The sequence below is a fragment of the Paenibacillus campi genome (assembly GCF_034659835.1).
Lineage (GTDB): Bacteria > Bacillota > Bacilli > Paenibacillales > Paenibacillaceae > Saccharibacillus > Saccharibacillus campi.
In genome coordinates this window covers 1,022,421-1,040,016 of record NZ_JAXSQZ010000001.1, presented here as the reverse complement: position 1 = coordinate 1,040,016, position 17,596 = coordinate 1,022,421, and the positions used below count along the sequence as shown (strand labels likewise).

Below are 17,596 nucleotides of genomic sequence, written 5' to 3'. Positions count from 1 at the left end.
TGGAATGGATATTGCGTCGTTAGCTGCATTTTCATTGGACATAATTGGCTGCTTCGTCATCTATTATGTAAACTTTTTTAACTTGATACGGCAAAATAATGTTCATTCCCTCTAAAATTTGTTACAAAATAGACAAGTTTTTGATTGACAACTTAAAATGCACAGGCTACAATCAGACACAGGCAAGTGATAATTTACAAATTATTGCCATCTGCCACTATTCCAATAAGAAAGGGTGAATTCCATGCGTCCACTAATGATTGTACATAACCTCGCTGATACTTTTGATTTGATCGGACAATTTAACAATGGAGCAACCCGGCAGATGGATATCCTTCTTCACGGTGATTGGAGCGCTTGACTCTATACACCTACGTAGATTCCACTGAACATTATTCGTGCGGTTGCTCACAACCGTGCGCTCATATGACGTCCAACGTAACAGGACACGTCGTCTGCTTTTGCACACGACGTGTCTTTTTTTGTTGCTATGGGCATGTGGAAGGATGCCGAAATGACAAGTTTGGAACAGCAAGTTGAAGCAATCAGAGGTAACATGGTGCATGGATGAATTGCACTGGAAAGGTAGTGATTATATGTTCGCTGTTTTAAAAAATCTCGGCTGGTTTTTTCGCCGGGAACGAAAAAGATATTTGCTCGGCATTATTATGCTGGCGGTTGTTGGTGTATTTGAGCTATTGCCGCCAAAATTGATTGGCGATGCGATTGACCAGATTTCTACAGGTGCTATCTCGTATCAATCGCTCTTTTATTACTCCGGCGCAATCGTATTATCGATGGTGCTCGTCTACGGAATTACGTATGTGTGGATGCACAGTCTGTTTGGCGGCTCCAATCTGGTTGAGCGTTTGCTGCGCACGCGTTTTATGGCGCATTTATTGCGTATGACACCGCCATTTTTCGAGCGTAGTCGTACTGGTGACTTGATGGCACGTGCAACGAACGATTTGCGTTCGGTCGCACAAACGGTCGGCTTTGGGATGCTAACATTGACCGACTCGACCATCTATCTGCTCACCGTACTGCTGGCGATGGGCTTTCTGATCAGCTGGAAACTGACGCTGGCTGCCATTTTGCCGCTGCCGTTTATCGCGCTATCGATGGTCATTTACGGCAAGTTCATCCACGCGCGTTATACGCTAGCACAAGATGCATTTGGCGATATGAATGACCAAGTGCTCGAATCGATCGCCGGCGTGCGTGTCATCCGTGCTTATGTACAAGAACGTCAGGATGAGAAACGATTCGAACATATTACAAACGATGTGTACCGCAAAAATTTAGCGGTCGCGCTAGTCGATGCCTTATTTGAACCAACGATTCGTCTGTTTGTCGGATTGAGTTATATTATCGGGCTTGGCTACGGCATTTATCTCGTTTTCCACAATCAGCTAACGCTTGGCGATCTCGTTTCATTTAACATTTATTTAGGCATGATGATCTGGCCGATGTTTGCGATTGGGGAATTGATCAATATTATGCAACGTGGTAACGCCTCGCTTGATCGTGTAAACGAAACGCTGGCGGTAAAGCCGGACGTGGAAGATATCGACGAACCGTTCCCGGTGAAACGTCCGGATCGAATCGAATTTCAAGATGTCACATTCCGTTATCCGACTTCAACCGTCGATAATTTGCAACATGTTTCGTTCCGCATTAAAGCAGGCGAAACGCTTGGTGTAGTCGGTCGTACCGGTAGCGGCAAATCAACATTGCTCAAACAATTGCTGCATGAATACCCGGCAGGTAGCGGCACACTGAGCATTAACAGCGTGCCGATCCAGCATATTGCCAAAGATCAACTGCATAGCTGGCTTGGCTACGTGCCGCAGGAACAAATTTTGTTCTCGCGCAGCGTCCGCAACAATATCCGGTTCGGTAAATCGGATGCAACCGATGACGAAGTGATGGCAGCGATCCGTACCGCCGCTTTTGACCAGGATTTGCATACTTTTCCTGAAGGTTTGGATACGATTGTTGGCGAGCGCGGCGTAGCGCTTTCCGGCGGGCAAAAGCAACGTGTATCGTTAGCACGTGCCTTTATTGCCAATCCGGAAATTTTGATTCTGGATGATGCGTTATCAGCGGTCGATGCTCGAACCGAAGCGCGTATTATTGAAAATATTCGCACCGAACGTGCCGGCAAAACGACGCTGATCGCTACGCATCGCTTATCTGCGGTCGAACATGCCGATCATATCGTCGTACTGGACAAAGGACAAATTATTGAAGAAGGGACACATGCCGAACTGCTGCAAGCCAAAGGCTGGTACTATGAGCAATATGAGCGGCAGCAAGTATCGGAGTCCCTTGATGAGGAGGTGTCTTAATCGTGGAGACACAAGATTTGCATGAACAGCCGATGACACGGCTAGACAATAAGACGATTACGAGGCGATTGTATCAGTACGCATTACGCGCCAAAAACACATTTATCGTGGCGCTCATTATGTTGGTAATCGGGGTCGGTGCCGAATTAGCAGGCCCCTTTATCGCCAAAAACATTATCGATAATCATATGTTTGCGATCGACCAGCCTTTTTACGAAACGGCTGCTGGTGATTCCGGTGCCGCAGCGTACAATGGCAAATTTTATAAACGTGAAGGCTTATGGGCAGCAGGCGCTACCAAAGGTGCCGAAGCACATGTGGTGCAAAATGGCACCAGCTTCTATTTTGTAAATGGCAAGATGGACAGCACAACAGGCGACAAAACGTATGCGGATGGCAAATTAACGATCCGCAGCCCACAAGGGCAACAAGTTTCCTATGCGGCAGTGCCGCTCTCGTCCAGCGAATTGTTTGCCTTTTATACGCCCGAGCTACCCAGCATTTACAAGCTGATCGGTCTGTATTTTATCTGTTTGCTCATTTCGCTAATTACCGAATTTGGCAAAACGTACTGGATGCAATCTTCTGCCAACAAAGTCATTCAGCAGTTGCGCATCGATCTGTATGCCCATATTCAGCGTTTGCCGGTTCCATTTTTCGATAATTTGCCGGCAGGTAAAGTCGTATCCCGCGTAACGAATGATACGGAAGCGGTCAAAGACCTGTTCGTGGCGGTGCTCGCCAACTTTAGCTCTGGCGCAGTGTATATGCTAGGCGTGTATGTCGCTCTGTTCATTCTTGACTTCCGGCTCGGACTGATCTGTCTATTTCTCGTGCCACTGCTCGTCGCCTGGATTGCAATTTATCGTAAAATCGCTACCAAGTATAACCGCATTATCCGCTCACGTCTAAGCGAGATTAATGCGATTATTAACGAGTCGATTCAAGGCATGTCGATTATTCGCATTTTCCGTAAGCAAAAGCAAACACAGGAAGAATTTGAACAACTGAACAATGACTATATGTTTTATCAAAATAAAATGCTGCGTCTGAATTCATTGACCTCGTTCAATCTTGTGAATGTATTGCGCAACTTAACATTGGCGCTCGTGCTCTGGTATTTCGGTGCTGCTGCACTGGGCAGTTTTGACAGTGCGATCTCACTCGGCGTGCTATATGCATTTGTCGATGTGCTTGGACGCTTGTTCCAGCCGATGACCGGTATGGTTAATCAGCTTGCTGCGCTTGATCTGTCGATGGTGTCGGCAGGTCGTGTATTCGAACTGATGGATGAAGAAGGCGAAGCTGTAACCGATGGTTCCATGCCACGTTACAAAGGCAATGTACAATTTAAAGATGTAACATTTGCGTACAAAAAAGACCCTGTGCTCAAACAGATCGACTTTGAAGCAAAACAAGGTCAAACGGTCGCGCTTGTCGGTCATACCGGTTCAGGCAAAAGCTCGATTATCAATTTGTTGTTCCGTTTTTATGATCCACAACAAGGCACGATTACGATCGACGGTCAAAATATTCGCGAACTGCCAAAACAGTGGATTCGTCAGCATATGGGTATCGTTTTGCAAGACCCGTATTTGTTTACCGGTACGATCGCTTCTAATGTAAGTCTGGATAATGAAGCGATCAGTCGTGAGCGTTTGGAACAAGCGCTGCGTGATGTAGGCGCCGAAACGATTCTGGCTGATCTGCCCCAAGGCTTTGACGAACCGGTCGTGGAAAAAGGCAGCACATTGTCGGCAGGACAACGCCAATTGATCTCATTTGCCCGTGCGCTTGCTTATGATCCGGCAATTCTAATTCTGGATGAAGCGACTGCCAATATCGATACGGAAACCGAAGCGCTCATTCAGTCTGCATTGGAAGTGCTAAAGCGTGGACGCACGACATTTATCGTTGCCCATCGCCTCTCCACTATTCGCAGCGCAGATCAAATTTTGGTACTGCATCGCGGCGAAATTGTCGAGCGCGGTACACATGACGAACTGATGGAAATAAACGGTCGTTATCGTCAAATGTACCGCATGCAGACCGGCATCGGCTCCAATGCGATCCCGGACGGCACCGAGCGTCCCGAAGATCGTGAAGTGCCTGTACCGGCAGGGCTGATCGGACGTACAACGTAAGCATATAAGCTGAACGAATGTAAGTTCATAAGTTCATCCGTTTGCAGCCGTGTCGATACTACTGCCCCAGCATCGTACGCATCACCGTTATAATCAGGGCAGTTCAGGACTGCTGCTTGCAGGAGCATATATGCTAGTGCATATGTGTTCTATATGTAGACTCATAGCACTATGCCATCTTAGCTTAACCACTTTAGCTTCATCTAAGCTTGTATAGTATAGCTTCCGCAGCTTCATACCCGGCGGAAGCAGCGATTGCATATCATAATGAGCTGTTAACGAGTAACTTTAACGTTTTAAACGATACTACAACAGGTCAGGCACCGTAGAGTATAGGGTGAAGCTTGTATTCATCCACGTTTCACTGCCCTGTTTATAGCTCCTGCAGGACAGCTTATGCAGCTGTAATATGCTGCATGCAGGATCGTGTTGGAAATCCATACGATCCAAACGAAACAGACCGTGTACGCTAGATAGTAGCAGCAATCATGCTTCCATCTAGGTGACACGGTCTGTTTGTATTGTGAATCGATCGTTATCGCTTAGGCAGTAAATACCTTTGTTTTTTCCAGCAAACGGGATGTCATATTGCTTAATTCATCCGATGAAGATGAAATTTCTTCCATAATTGCGGTTTCTTCATGGGTAGCGATCGAAATCTGGCGAGCGCCTTCATAAAACTTATCCGCCATCTCACGGATGTGCTGCACATGCTGATACGTCAGCTCGACTCGATCGGTTTGCTCGGAGATCGAGTTTTCCATCAATTGTACGGCTGCTATAAATTCATCTACAACGCTGCCGAATTCATTTAACGTTTGTTCCACTTGGGACGTATGTGTCGTCTCACGCTCGACAAGCTCATTTTGATTATGAATCAGTTCAACTGTGGCATGGATTTGCGTTTGCACGGTCGTAATTAGCGACTGAATGCGCTGGGCAGAATCATTGCTTTGCTCTGCTAGCTTGCGAATTTCAGAAGCGACGACGGCAAACCCAGCACCATGTGCACCAGCATGAGCGGCTTCAATCGAAGCATTGAGTGCTAGCAGATGGGTCTGTTCGGCAAGCTCTTTAACTGTGCCACTAACTGCACCGATATCGGATGCTTGATTGTCGAGCAGCTTGACCGTTTGCTCGGCTTGATTTTGTGAATTCGATAGCGTATCCATACCTGTCTTTAATGAAGCGAAAATGCCACGCGTAGACTGTACCGACTGCTCCATCGTACCGGACAGCGCCAGCATATGATGCGATTTGTCACGCATATGCTGAAAGGAACCGAGCATATGCTCTGCCGTATGTAGCGATGTTTCAGCAGATTCCTGCTGCCGCTTGACCCCTTGATAAATATCATCTGCAATCGTGGACAATGATTCAATCTGATGGGCAGCTTCATTAATCGCACCGCTAAGTGAATCCGCATTGTGTGACGTCGTGCTCGTATTGCGAGCGATATCACCAACGATTTCTTTAATATTGTTTACCATAATACGAAAAGCATCATTTAACACTTTAATCTCATCTTCTTGCCGACGCTCTGGAATATCAACGGTCAAATCACCGGCAGACACATGCTCGGCAATTTGCGCTAATTGGACGATCGGACGGGTCAAAAAACGCGATATGACATAACCGAGAATACCGCTCCATGTAATCCCGAGCAGCAAAACAAGCGATACATACATCCAGTCTGCCATACCGGATGCCAAATAAGATTTCAAATAAAAGATAAAGAAAGCGCTTGTACCATACGTAATGATCGACACGGCAATAAAGCTTGCCACCAGCTTGGAACCAAGAGACAATTTCATCGTGCACCTCGCAGATCGTGATATTGGATAAAGTGGACTAGAGAAAAATACAGCAATGATCGAGAATATACAACACGCCGCAGCCATATAGACACGATTGTTCATTCACAATCTGATTAATTTAAATTTTAGCAAAAAGCTAAAATAATCGTTGTGATGTAAGTCACAGTTTACGCATTTTTTTAAGCCTTTTGAACTATCATCCAATTTAGCTCTTTTCTCCTTGTTTGTCTACCTTTTTATTGCATTTTTGTTAGTAATACTCATCTGGTTTTGCCGATGACTTGCTCTATCCAGCGCTTGCCGCTATGCTAGGAATGAGCAAGGAGAGGAATCACATTTTAGATCATAGACAATTAGACTCAGAAAGGAATGAAGCTATTCATGGAACGTGCCAGACTGTGGAGCGAACGCTTTAAATTATTTTTTCTCAACAATCGCTTCGTAATTTTTTTGCTTGTGTTATTTTTGATTTCCATTAATATTTTTATGCTTGCCAAAATTCCGTATGTATTTACACCGTTTATCGTACTGATTAAAACGGTCATTTTGCCGATTATATTAAGCGGTATATTGTTTTACTTATTCAATCCACTTGTCGCCTTTTTGGAACGACATAAAGTAAAACGGATTTATTCCATTATTGTGCTGTACATTCTTATTATCGGTTTGCTCGTCCTTGTCATTAGCCTCGTGATTCCAGTCATTAAAAGTCAAGTTTTGGAGCTGATCAGCAATATTCCGACGCTATATGATCAGGCAAGCGTGCAAATTCAAAAATGGCTCGGCAGCGATGTGTTTTTGCAATTTCAGCAATCGCTCAATATCGATCCACAAGAGCTGCTGAAAACACTGTCTGCGCGTGGTGAAGCATTGTTTAGCAGTGGCGCTTCCGGCGTTTTGTCTACGTTTTCCGGTATCGGCGGTTTTCTCGGCACATTGACAGAAATTGTTTTGTCGCTCGTGATCGTGCCGTTTATTTTGTTCTATTTGCTGAAAGATGGCAAACGTCTGCCCGAATACATTATGCAATTTATCCCGGTCAATCTGCGCGGTCAAACGTCCGAAGTGTTGTCCGAAATGAACGACAAAATCAGCTCATACATTCGCGGCCAAATTATCGTCAGCTTCTGTATCGGAATTTTGCTGTATATCGGCTACAATATTATCGGTCTGGATTATGCGCTTGTGCTGGCGATTATCGCTTCATTTACAAGTGTCGTGCCTTATCTCGGCCCGGCGATTGCCATCACCCCGGCGCTCGTAGTCGCATTGGTCACTTCACCGGTTATGCTGCTCAAAATGATCATCGTTTGGACGGTCGTACAATTGATCGAAGGCAAACTGATTTCCCCGCAAATTATGGGCAAATCGCTTAAAGTGCATCCGATCACGATTATTTTTGTAATTTTGACTGCTGGCAATCTGTTTGGTGTCGTTGGCATTTTGCTTGCCGTACCTGGTTATGCAGTGCTCAAAGTTGTAATTACACATCTGTTCGATTGGCTGAAAAAAAGCTCTGACCTGTATGAAACGAAAAAGGTGACCGAGCAGCCGATCGAAGTGGAACCGAAAAAGTTGTAATTCACAAGTTCCAACGATATGACCGTCGAACAGATCGGCTCGACTTCTGGACATTTCGATCATATTGCAATGCAATCGTAGCTTATCTAAGCATAAAAAAGCAGCCCTTGATTGTAAAAGGGCTGCTTTTTGTCTATCCCATTTTTATCCGCTCTTACCACATCCGCTTATTTGCCAGCTAATTCTGCCGTGTATCCTGCCGGAATGACCGTCTCCGCTTTGCCTTCGCTAATGACCTGTGGATACATCATGCCCGGTTGTGGCTGTGTCAATGAATACGTAATGATTGCACGCTTGTCATCAGTCAGCTTCACATCGTTAATTTTCAAACCGTAGCCTGGGTTCGGCATCTGTACGGTTAGTGTCACTTTTTGCTTGCCATCGCTGGTGCTTGTTACATTTAACTGCGGATCATATCCCAACTGTGATCCCTCCGATCCGTTTGTCGGCGGTGTTGTTGTATCGCCCTTTTCATTTCCATGTGCGCGCTCGATCATCTGTACGGCACTATTCACCCATACGGCAGCATCCATACGTGTAATTTCCGTCTTTGGCTCAAACTTCTGCCCTACACTGGAACGTGGAATGACATTCATATTGACCAGCGTCTGGATCGCATTGGATGCTTGTTTATCGATTTGATCCTGATCTTGGAAAACGACAAACATTTTCGTTGCCGGATATTGTCCTGTCGTATTGATCGCTTCATATAACCAGAGCGCAAAATCTTCACGATTTACCGCCGCTGATGGCTGAAACGAAGCTGGCAGCGACAACTTGTTCGCCTTTGCCGCTGCTACCGCTGCGGAATACCACGGCTGATTAACGCCAGACAAAACTTGTGCTCCGTCTTTTTTCAACTCAAATGCTTTGGCAAGCATCTGGATCGCCTGTGCTTGCGTTAATGTTCCATTCGGTTTAAATTGAGTCGCTGTGATGCCATTAATAATTCCTTTGTCTTGCAGCGAGCTAACGATCGCTTGATTGTCTGCGCCTTTTACATCTGTAAATACAGCTGCCGCCGCTGTCGCTCCACCCGCAATGGCACAGGACAACGCCAGTGTCGCCGCAACTTTCTGTTTTGTGTTCCACATTGCATATCCCTCCATAAATACAAATTTTAACTGATCCGGTTGTGTATGCGCGTTCGACACCGCTGCGGTGAAACTTTTGCCTGCCGATCTCACGGCATGGACGATGCTCATCCCGTGCTATGCCAAGCGCATTCACTCCCGTCATCATGGTTCTGTATGAACCCTTACTTTATAAACGATTAGGTATAGGCAATTGTTGCACGCCAATTACATCTGCTGTGGAGCAGCCATACCGAGCAGCATTAACGTACGTTCCAATGTGCGCCCGGTCGATTGCGCCAATGCAATACGTGTAGTCTTCACACGTAGATCAGCATCGACGATCCGATCCCGACTATACCACTGATTGAACAGTCTTGCCGTGTGGAGCGCATACCGTGCGATGACCGACGGTTCTTGCAACTGCACCGCACGCTCCAGCACTTCCCGATAACTGCTCAGATGACATAATAACTCCCATGCAGCATCGTTCCACATTTCCGGCGCAGGCTCGGTCTGTTCGCTCGCCGCCGTTTCCTGTTCAGATACGGAAGTTGCTTTCACGAGCAAACTGCAAATCCGCGCATACGCGTATTGCACATAGGGCCCGGTCTCCCCTTCAAAACTAAGCGCTTCTTCCAGCGCAAAATCGATCTCGTTTTGACGGTTATTTTTCAAATCACTGAAAATAATCGCGCCGATTCCAATCTGCTGGGCAATCTGCGCTCGTGCAGGCAATGTTGGATTTTTCTCAGCAATAATTGCGGCAGCACGCGCAACCGCCTCGTCCATTAACTGCTCCAACAGCACCACTTGACCTTTGCGGGTAGACATTTTTTTACCGTTAATTTTCATCAAACCAAATGGCACATGGGTACAATAATCTGCCCAGTCATAACCCATTTTATGCAAAACAGCAAACACTTGGCGAAAATGCAACGTTTGCTCGCCACCCACGACGTAGACGAGCCGATCCCCTGCCATCACATGACGCCGATAGATCGCTGTCGCCAAATCGCGTGTCGGGTAAATGGTCGTACTATCCGATTTTAAAATAAGACAAGGCGGCAATTCCAGCTCATCCAGCCGTACGACCTCTGCCCCTTCACTCTGTTCCAGCAGTCCAAGTGCAGACAGCTGTGCAACGACCGCTGGCATTTTATCATTGTAAAAGCTCTCGCCCAGCACCGCATCAAATGTTACACCTAGCCGTTCATATATACCGTTTAGCGATTTCATACTCACATTGACAAAATAATCCCATAACGTTAACGCTTCCGCATCCCCTTGTTCTAACCGCCGAAACCAATCACGCGCCTCGTCTTCCAATTCCGGCATCATTTTAGCTTCTTCATGAAACTTAATATATACGCGCAACGCCTCAGCGATCGGATCGACTGCTGCTTGCTTGGCATCACTCCAACGCAAATGTGCTACAATTTGCTTGCCAAACTGTGTGCCCCAGTCACCGATATGATTAACACTAACCGGCTCATGTCCAGCCGCTGCGTACATCCGGTATAATGCCGCCCCGATTACCGTTGACCGTAAATGTCCGACACCAAACGGCTTAGCAATATTGGGCGAAGACATATCGATAATGATGCGTAGCTTATGATCACGCTGTAACTGCCCATAGTCTGGCATGCTAATCGACTCCAGCAGCAGTGGAGCATAATGCGTCCGCTTCCATGCCACATTTACATAACTACCGGCGGCTGTAGCACTTGCAACATGAACAGTTACCTTATTCAATCGTTCGCATATTTCGGCAGCAATCTGTATCGGTGAACGCCGCCAGCTTTTTGCCAATGTAAAACACGGAAAAGCGAGATCGCCTAGCGTCGGTGAAGGCGGCGTTTCTAGCATCTGAATCAATTGCTCGATAGGCAATGCAGTTAACGGCTGTAACCAGTCTGCCGCCTGCTGTTTAAGTGAATAAGTCGTGATCATCATGTTCCCCTCCAAATGATTAATGTGTACGGAGCATCAAGATGTTTACTACTACGCCGCCAACGTCACCAGTACATTCCGTTTCCTTTCCGTTCTATTTTACCGTCCATACTAAAATAAAAAGCCCCCGTCTGCCACATATGCTGCTGCATACGCGGAGACGAGAGCTGTTCAAGCTTGCCCGTGGTGCCACTCCATGTACAACCCGATTGCGTTTGTATTATGCTGTCATTCCATATTTGCATACTTTGCACATATGGAACGATATGTAAGCGATCTATAGCATACTTATCTGCTTGCTACTCGCTTATAGGCACAATACAATCGCTCATTCGGATTGTCACTCATAAACCGTTAACAGAGGTTAGCCGTGTCTGTCTATGCACGTTCCGCAAGTAAACGAACGCAGTACGGGTTGGACAGACCTTCTCCAGGGTGCGCTTCTGCGAAATAGGCTGCTACCGGCTCCCACCGCCCCGGCTCGCTTGCAACAGACCATAATACGCATACTCTCCCTTTCATCGAGTTGGATATGAAGTTATGTAAGCGGTGATGTACTGTGAATGATTTCTGTACAAACAGATCATTTAATGAGCGTTATGAAAGATATTAAGCTGTATTATACGGTTGGCTAAATGAGAAGGCAAGCTTTTTCGAGTAATACCGAATCTATTTCAGAACAACATATAATGGAGCTTTACGTGTATAGCCAGCGCATCAAGCTCATTAAACGTTTGCAACTATAATGTGATAACACTGTAACGAATCCAAATCAGCATCATTCATAAATAAACACTTAACATCAAAAAAGCCATAATCGCTCCTCCGCAGGCATCCGCCTTTGACGAACAGGTGCTTACCTGATCGTTGGAAACACGACAATATGGCTTATTTTTAAACTCTAAGTATAAAATGTGCTTGAAATGGCAGCAGCAAGATAAAAAATGGCATAGAGATTACCTAAAATAGCTGCTTGCACTATCGGCGAATATGTTTACTACGATTCGGTATAATCAACAGTCGATCTACAGGCTATTGTTGAACGAATCGCTATTTTCGTATAATTTGTGCAATAATTATGAATGATACTCCGTACTAAGCGACAGTTTGATCACATTTATATCGTTATCGATCGATTAACCTCTTTATACGAGCGCGAATGAACCTTCCAATTCACGACACATCTCTGCACAACGACGGCATGCTTGTACACACTCTTGGCAATGTGTCTGTTCATGTTTGGAGCATTCTTCGATACATGCTTCACATGCTTTAGCACATAGACCGGCGATTTCGGCTGCGAATGCGTTACCTTGACTCAATGCTTGAATCGTAAACGCACATACTTCCGCACAATCGCGGTTAATGCGAATGCAATCGCACAGCTTTTCCAGATCATATTGTTTCAGATTGGATACATAGGACTGATTACAAGCATTCATCGCTTCAACACAAGCTTCGATGTAAGGACGGTATTGATGTGGTGTAGACATCGTATAAACAACCTCCAGTATAGTTCAAATTAAGTACCCTGTGTGAACGTCCAGCATATCCTGGGCGCCTAAGTTCAGGCACCGGGTGATTATTGAACTATTACCCTCGACTTAATGTGCTTGAAACGGTGTCGAATACTCGGTGTATCGCTTAACATGATGTCGCTTGCTCCAGCAGCAATAATTGTGCTTGAATATGGCGCTTATCAAAGTGTTCACCGATAAATACCGCCACATCCGGTACTTGTTTTTGCGGCGTGATTTTCATAAAATCGCTCTGTTTATACGCATACTGGAACAAAAATCGACTGTTCGTATCGCTAAACGTCAAAATTCCTTTGGCACGATACACTTCGGATGGCAAATCGGCAATCAGCCGTTCAAACGCTGCGCTATCGATCGGTGCGTTAAAATAGTGCGTATACACCATCACATGCGCATGCGAATGATGCAGTGATGGATGATGATCGTGCTCATGTGTATCGTGATGAGTATGCGCCTGCGGTGCAGCCGTGTCAGATGCTTCAGCTACAGTGAACTCGGCAGTATTAGCTTTATTTTGGGCATCAAATAACTGACAGGAATAGTGCTCATAGTTAGTAACGTCTCCATGATGATGGTCATTATGTGCATCGTTATTATGATCGCCAGTCTGTGTATGCTCCTCAGCATGCGCCGCTGTGGTAGCAAGTGGAGTTGCTGTTGGGTTTGCTGTTATGTCGGCTGCGTATTGCGGTGAACTTTCTGCCGCAAGCGACGGATGAGTCTGTTCATATAACGCCCGCTCCAACTCACAACGTACTGTCATGTACAATGGCGCATATGGATTCCAGCGACGGGCGATGTTTTGGACTTGTTCCAGTTGCTCCGGCTGTACTAGATCGCTTTTGTTGACGATCAAGATCGAAGCAGCGCGAATCTGTTCTTGCATGAGCCGATACGTTTTGCCTTGCTGTTGCTCATACAATTTCCATAAATGCTTGGCGTCAACGACGGTAATCAAATTGCGCAGCTCCATCCGATGATATAAAGAAATTTCTGTCACTGCGTCCAAAATTTCAACCGGATTAGCTACACCAGACGCCTCGATTACAATCATATCCGGCTGCTGCGATTGAATCAAATTGTACAGCTCCATGCCCAGATCGGCACGATTGGAACAGCAAATACAGCCGCTCAGCAGCTCCGCCATCGCCACATCGCCATCCAACATCATCCCGTCCAAATTCACATCGCCAATTTCATTCATGACTACAGCCGGCGTTTTGCCGTCTGCCTTCCAATTTTCCAACATATGCTGAAGCAATGTCGTTTTCCCACTTCCGAGAAAGCCGGACAAAATATAAATCGGTACTGTCATTTCCATCTCTCCATTTCTATCATTACGCTCAGCATCGATATATGATCATGTAAGAAGCTCAATCGTTGTTCGCCCATTAGCAAAATGCCCTTTTATCCATATCTTTTTATTATAGCCGATCTGCACAGTGAAGCCTATCCGCTATAACTAACAGACGGTCGTTAGGGAATGGGCTTCTAATTGGCTCTTTTGCCTGTACCTATTATTTTACATATTATGTTTACAGATTACGGCATCATCTTTTCAAAATCATTACCGTTACAGGCGACTCGTGATTTCCGACTGCCGAGTATGTTAATATAAAATCGTTCCTATAAAATCGTTACCATAAAATCGAGCACCGCAAACGAAGGATATACCCCGTGACGAGTTCCTTCAAGTCTCAAAGGAGTTGTTGATGATGCGTTCTGTAGATGAACACCGGGCAGAAGCCCCCAACACGGTCAAATGTATGGTCATTACCGTATCAGACACCCGTACGCCAGACACCGATACAGGAGGTCAGTTGATCCAATCGCTGTTGCTAGAACATAGTTACGAAATCGCCGGCTATACTATTGTTAAAGACAGCTATGAGCAAATTCGTGAACTGCTGCATAATTATGCCGAACATCCGGAAATCGAAGCGATTTTGCTCACTGGTGGCACTGGTATTGCCCCTCGCGATGTAACGTATGAAGCGGTACAAAGCTTATTGACTAAAGAACTGCCTGGTTTTGGCGAGATTTTCCGTTATTTAAGCTTTGCTGAAGATATCGGTTCAGCAGCTATTTTGAGCAGAGCGATCGCGGGTACGATTGGTAGTACTGCCGTCTTCTCTATGCCAGGCTCACGCGGCGCGGTTAAACTGGCGATGGAACGGATTATTTTGCCGGAGCTGCGCCATGTGATGCGTGAGATTTATAAAAAGTAGTCAACAAACATTGAATTTAAACTGGTCAAACTACTAGTAGACTGTCTCAAATGGAAATTGTGTTTGAACGTACCTTAACCGATTCATCATCAAGCAATGGTTAGATCGACAAACTGTAAATGTATTTGAGACAAGCTACTAGAACATATAACCACACATAGCAATCTGGCAAATGGTACAGAGTAGCCGAAAAGTATATTATTTTCATCATATTCGCTACTACTAAAATCTCCGAATGGTGTCCGAAGCGCCAAAGCTTAATAAATAACCCCCTTGCTGTCAGCTTGCACAGCGAGGGGGTTGTTGTATACGATGACGCATTAGCATCGATCGCTAATACGAATAATCTGCCGACCAACCGCCTGTCCAGCCAACACCGTTTGCAGTGCCTGTTGCACATCATCCAATCGATATTCAGTCACACCTTGACGTAGCAGTGTATCCGGCTTCCAATCGGTTGCCAGATGATGCCACAATTTCAAGCGTAGCGCTGCCGGACAATAGACCGAATCAATGCCAATCAACTGTACACCACGCAAAATAAACGGAAACACACTACTTTCGAACGTAACGCCCGCTGTATTACCGGATACCGCAACCGCGCCGCGATACGCAACCGTCTTCAATCGCTCACCTAATCCGGCGCCACCAGTCACGTCGACGATGCCCGCCCAGATCGTTTGACCGAGCGCACCTTTTATCGGATTTTCTGTCTCTTGACGAGTCACAGTATGAGCGGCACCTAACTGTTTTAGCCAGGCGGATTGTTCTGCTTTGCCACTGGAAGCGTGTACCTCATACCCAAGTTTGCTCAAAATCGAGATCGCCACCGAACCGACGCCACCGGTTGCACCAGTCACCAGCACCGGGCCAGATGCAGGCTGAATGCCCGCACCGATCAGCGCATCAACCGACATCGCTGCAGTAAAACCTGCTGTGCCGAGCATCATCGCTTCTTTTGGCTGCAATCCGGCTCGTAAAGGTACAAGCCAATCACCAGGTACACGCGCATATTCGCTATACCCGCCATCATGACTCACCCCTAGCTTATATCCTGTGCACAACACCAGATCGCCAGGTTGATAACGCTCATCTTGCGATGCTACCACTTCTCCCGCCAGATCGATTCCTGGCACAAATGGATACCGCTGCACCACTTTACCATTCGCAATGCTGGCAAGCCCATCTTTATAATTGACACCGGAGTAATGTACAGCAATCGTTACTGTACCTTCCGGCAATTGCTCCATCGTCAGCTCTTGAATCGAGCCATGCACCTCTTGATCGCGTTTTTCCAATACATACGCACGAAATGTTGCTTCCACTTTCGCTCATCCTTTCTGTCATGCTGTGCAAACAGCAGCATAGCTCGTAGACGCTTTATCCGACTATGCGTTTGCTCACAGCCTGCTAATTAGGACTCCTCTGCTGGCAAATGCTCAGCGATTAGCTTCTGTTTCATTTCCCATGCTTTTGGACTAATATTCACACGATAAATTTCCGGATTCAGCTTACGCAAATATTCCGGCCAAAACTGCTCTAGCTGGGCACGATGATACGCACGAATCTGCTCCAACTTCGGCAATTCGTATACTTGCTTGCCAGCTTGGAAAATCGGCTGTAACATCGATACCGCTTCATAATCAGACACATATTTACGAATATACGGATGCAGCGGATTGAACAACTTGAGCCGTTTGCCTTCGCGTGGCTCCGGTTCATCTGGGAAACAAATATAGTCCGCAATCGCTTTGCCGCTGCCTGTACTAATGATGCGATATACGTCTTTGCTGCCTGGTGTCGTCACTTTTTCCGGATTGGCGGAAATTTTGATAACTGGCACCATCACGCCATCGATTTCACACTCGACCAGTTTGTACACACCGCCCAAAGACGGCTGATCTGACGCGGTAATGAGCTGTGTACCGACGCCCCACATATCGATGCGTGCGCCTTGTGCTTTTAAGTCCAAAATCGTATTTTCATCCAGATCGTTGGAGGCGACAATTTTTACATAGGGCAATCCAGCTTCATCCAGCATTTTACGCGCCTGAATCGATAAATACGATAAGTCACCGCTATCGAGGCGAATGGCGCTCATCTTTTTGCCACGTGCTTCCAGCTCTTTACCGGTTCGAATCGCATGCGGCACACCGCTGCCAAGTGTATCAAACGTATCGACTAGCAATGTCACCCCGTCCGGCAATGCAGCTGCATAGCGATCGAACGCCTCCTGCTCATTGCCAAAACTTTGCACCCATGCATGGGCATGTGTACCTTTGGCAGGAATGCCGAATCTGGCGCCAGCGAGCACATTCGATGTACCGTGAAAACCAGCGAGATAAGCGGCGCGTGCGCCCCAGATCGCCGCATCTGCTTCTTGGGCACGACGTGTACCGAACTCTAACAATATATCGTCGCCAGCTACTTGTTTAATACGCGATGCTTTGGTGGCGATCAGCGTTTGGTAGTTCATAAAGTTCAGCAGCGCGGTCTCTACTAGCTGCGCCTCCATAATTGTACCTTCTACACGAATAAGCGGTTCATCAGCAAATACGACCGCCCCTTCCTGCATCGCATACAGATTGCCATGAAAACGAAACTGGCGCAATTGTTCCAGAAAACGAGGATCATACTGTTCTTCCTGCTCCGCCAAAAAAGCGATCTCATCCTCATGAAAGGTCAGATTGTTAATATAATTGACGATTCGCTCCAAACCTGCAAACACCGCATACCCGTTACCAAACGGCAATTTACGGAAATACGCTTCAAATACCGCCTGCTTATGATGGGTACCGTTTACCCAATGCGCATACATCATATTGATCTGATATTTGTCTGTATGTAAAGCCAGTCCGTATTGTCTCATTATCGTTCCACCTCATCCAATCATAATCACGCTGCAAGCTTA

General features: G+C 46.3%; 11 protein-coding genes. 4 read left to right on the top strand and 7 right to left on the bottom strand.

The features are described from left to right. Window positions 1-596: 596 nt before the first annotated feature. Window positions 597-2,351: an ABC transporter ATP-binding protein gene (locus U1I11_RS04180; RefSeq protein ID WP_322904505.1), complete on the top strand. Its 1,755-nt coding sequence runs from the start codon at window positions 597-599 to the stop codon at window positions 2,349-2,351. A 32-nt stretch (window positions 2,352-2,383) separates the two neighbouring features. Next, on the top strand, window positions 2,384-4,495 hold the full coding sequence (locus tag U1I11_RS04175) for an ABC transporter ATP-binding protein (protein ID WP_322904503.1): 2,112 nt from the start codon (window positions 2,384-2,386) through the stop codon (window positions 4,493-4,495). A 542-nt stretch (window positions 4,496-5,037) separates the two neighbouring features. On the opposite strand, the gene U1I11_RS04170 is transcribed toward U1I11_RS04175, so the two are convergent. Next, window positions 5,038-6,309: a methyl-accepting chemotaxis protein gene (locus U1I11_RS04170; protein ID WP_322904059.1), complete on the bottom strand. Its 1,272-nt coding sequence runs from the start codon at window positions 6,307-6,309 to the stop codon at window positions 5,038-5,040. Window positions 6,310-6,693: 384 nt separating this feature from the next. On the opposite strand from U1I11_RS04170, the gene U1I11_RS04165 reads away from it, so the two are divergent. Beyond that, window positions 6,694-7,893 carry an AI-2E family transporter gene (locus U1I11_RS04165; RefSeq protein ID WP_322904058.1) on the top strand — a complete coding sequence of 400 codons (1,200 nt, stop codon included), beginning with the start codon at window positions 6,694-6,696 and terminating at the stop codon, window positions 7,891-7,893. 167 nt (window positions 7,894-8,060) lie between these two features. On the opposite strand, the gene U1I11_RS04160 is transcribed toward U1I11_RS04165, so the two are convergent. From U1I11_RS04160 to U1I11_RS04145, 4 genes are all read right to left on the bottom strand, one after another. Further along, complete coding sequence (locus tag U1I11_RS04160) at window positions 8,061-8,987, bottom strand: S-layer homology domain-containing protein (protein WP_322904056.1); 927 nt, start codon at window positions 8,985-8,987, stop codon at window positions 8,061-8,063. 207 nt (window positions 8,988-9,194) lie between these two features. Further along, the gene (gene argS, locus U1I11_RS04155) at window positions 9,195-10,919 is read right to left on the bottom strand and encodes an arginine--tRNA ligase (protein ID WP_416235595.1); all 1,725 of its coding nucleotides are present in this window, start codon (window positions 10,917-10,919) and stop codon (window positions 9,195-9,197) included. 1,145 nt (window positions 10,920-12,064) lie between these two features. Beyond that, window positions 12,065-12,412, bottom strand: coding sequence for a four-helix bundle copper-binding protein (locus tag U1I11_RS04150; protein WP_322904053.1), 348 nt, complete (start codon window positions 12,410-12,412; stop codon window positions 12,065-12,067). Between the two features lie 151 nt (window positions 12,413-12,563). Continuing rightward, window positions 12,564-13,772, bottom strand: a complete 1,209-nt coding sequence (locus tag U1I11_RS04145; RefSeq protein WP_416235583.1) for a CobW family GTP-binding protein — start codon at window positions 13,770-13,772, stop codon at window positions 12,564-12,566. A gap of 400 nt (window positions 13,773-14,172) precedes the next feature. Between U1I11_RS04145 and U1I11_RS04140 the strand changes: the two genes are divergently transcribed. Continuing rightward, window positions 14,173-14,685: a MogA/MoaB family molybdenum cofactor biosynthesis protein gene (locus tag U1I11_RS04140; RefSeq protein ID WP_416235594.1), complete on the top strand. Its 513-nt coding sequence runs from the start codon at window positions 14,173-14,175 to the stop codon at window positions 14,683-14,685. A gap of 320 nt (window positions 14,686-15,005) precedes the next feature. Here the strand turns inward: U1I11_RS04140 and U1I11_RS04135 are convergent, their stop codons facing one another. Beyond that, complete coding sequence (locus tag U1I11_RS04135; protein ID WP_322904049.1) at window positions 15,006-16,010, bottom strand: acrylyl-CoA reductase family protein; 1,005 nt, start codon at window positions 16,008-16,010, stop codon at window positions 15,006-15,008. Window positions 16,011-16,099: 89 nt separating this feature from the next. After that, complete coding sequence (locus tag U1I11_RS04130) at window positions 16,100-17,554, bottom strand: nicotinate phosphoribosyltransferase (RefSeq protein ID WP_322904047.1); 1,455 nt, start codon at window positions 17,552-17,554, stop codon at window positions 16,100-16,102. Window positions 17,555-17,596: the final 42 nt, after the last annotated feature.

Excerpts from the sequence above, each read along its gene's own strand:
- U1I11_RS04180 (WP_322904505.1), top strand. The coding sequence starts at position 597 with ATGTTCGCTGTTTTAAAAAATCTCGGCTGGTTTTTTCGCCGGGAACGA.
- U1I11_RS04175 (WP_322904503.1), top strand. The coding sequence starts at position 2,384 with ATGACACGGCTAGACAATAAGACGATTACGAGGCGATTGTATCAGTAC.
- U1I11_RS04170 (WP_322904059.1), bottom strand. The coding sequence starts at position 6,309 with ATGAAATTGTCTCTTGGTTCCAAGCTGGTGGCAAGCTTTATTGCCGTG.
- U1I11_RS04165 (WP_322904058.1), top strand. The coding sequence starts at position 6,694 with ATGGAACGTGCCAGACTGTGGAGCGAACGCTTTAAATTATTTTTTCTC.
- U1I11_RS04160 (WP_322904056.1), bottom strand. The coding sequence starts at position 8,987 with ATGTGGAACACAAAACAGAAAGTTGCGGCGACACTGGCGTTGTCCTGT.
- argS (WP_416235595.1), bottom strand. The coding sequence starts at position 10,919 with ATGATCACGACTTATTCACTTAAACAGCAGGCGGCAGACTGGTTACAG.
- U1I11_RS04150 (WP_322904053.1), bottom strand. The coding sequence starts at position 12,412 with ATGTCTACACCACATCAATACCGTCCTTACATCGAAGCTTGTGTTGAA.
- U1I11_RS04145 (WP_416235583.1), bottom strand. The coding sequence starts at position 13,772 with ATGACAGTACCGATTTATATTTTGTCCGGCTTTCTCGGAAGTGGGAAA.
- U1I11_RS04140 (WP_416235594.1), top strand. The coding sequence starts at position 14,173 with ATGCGTTCTGTAGATGAACACCGGGCAGAAGCCCCCAACACGGTCAAA.
- U1I11_RS04130 (WP_322904047.1), bottom strand. The coding sequence starts at position 17,554 with ATGAGACAATACGGACTGGCTTTACATACAGACAAATATCAGATCAAT.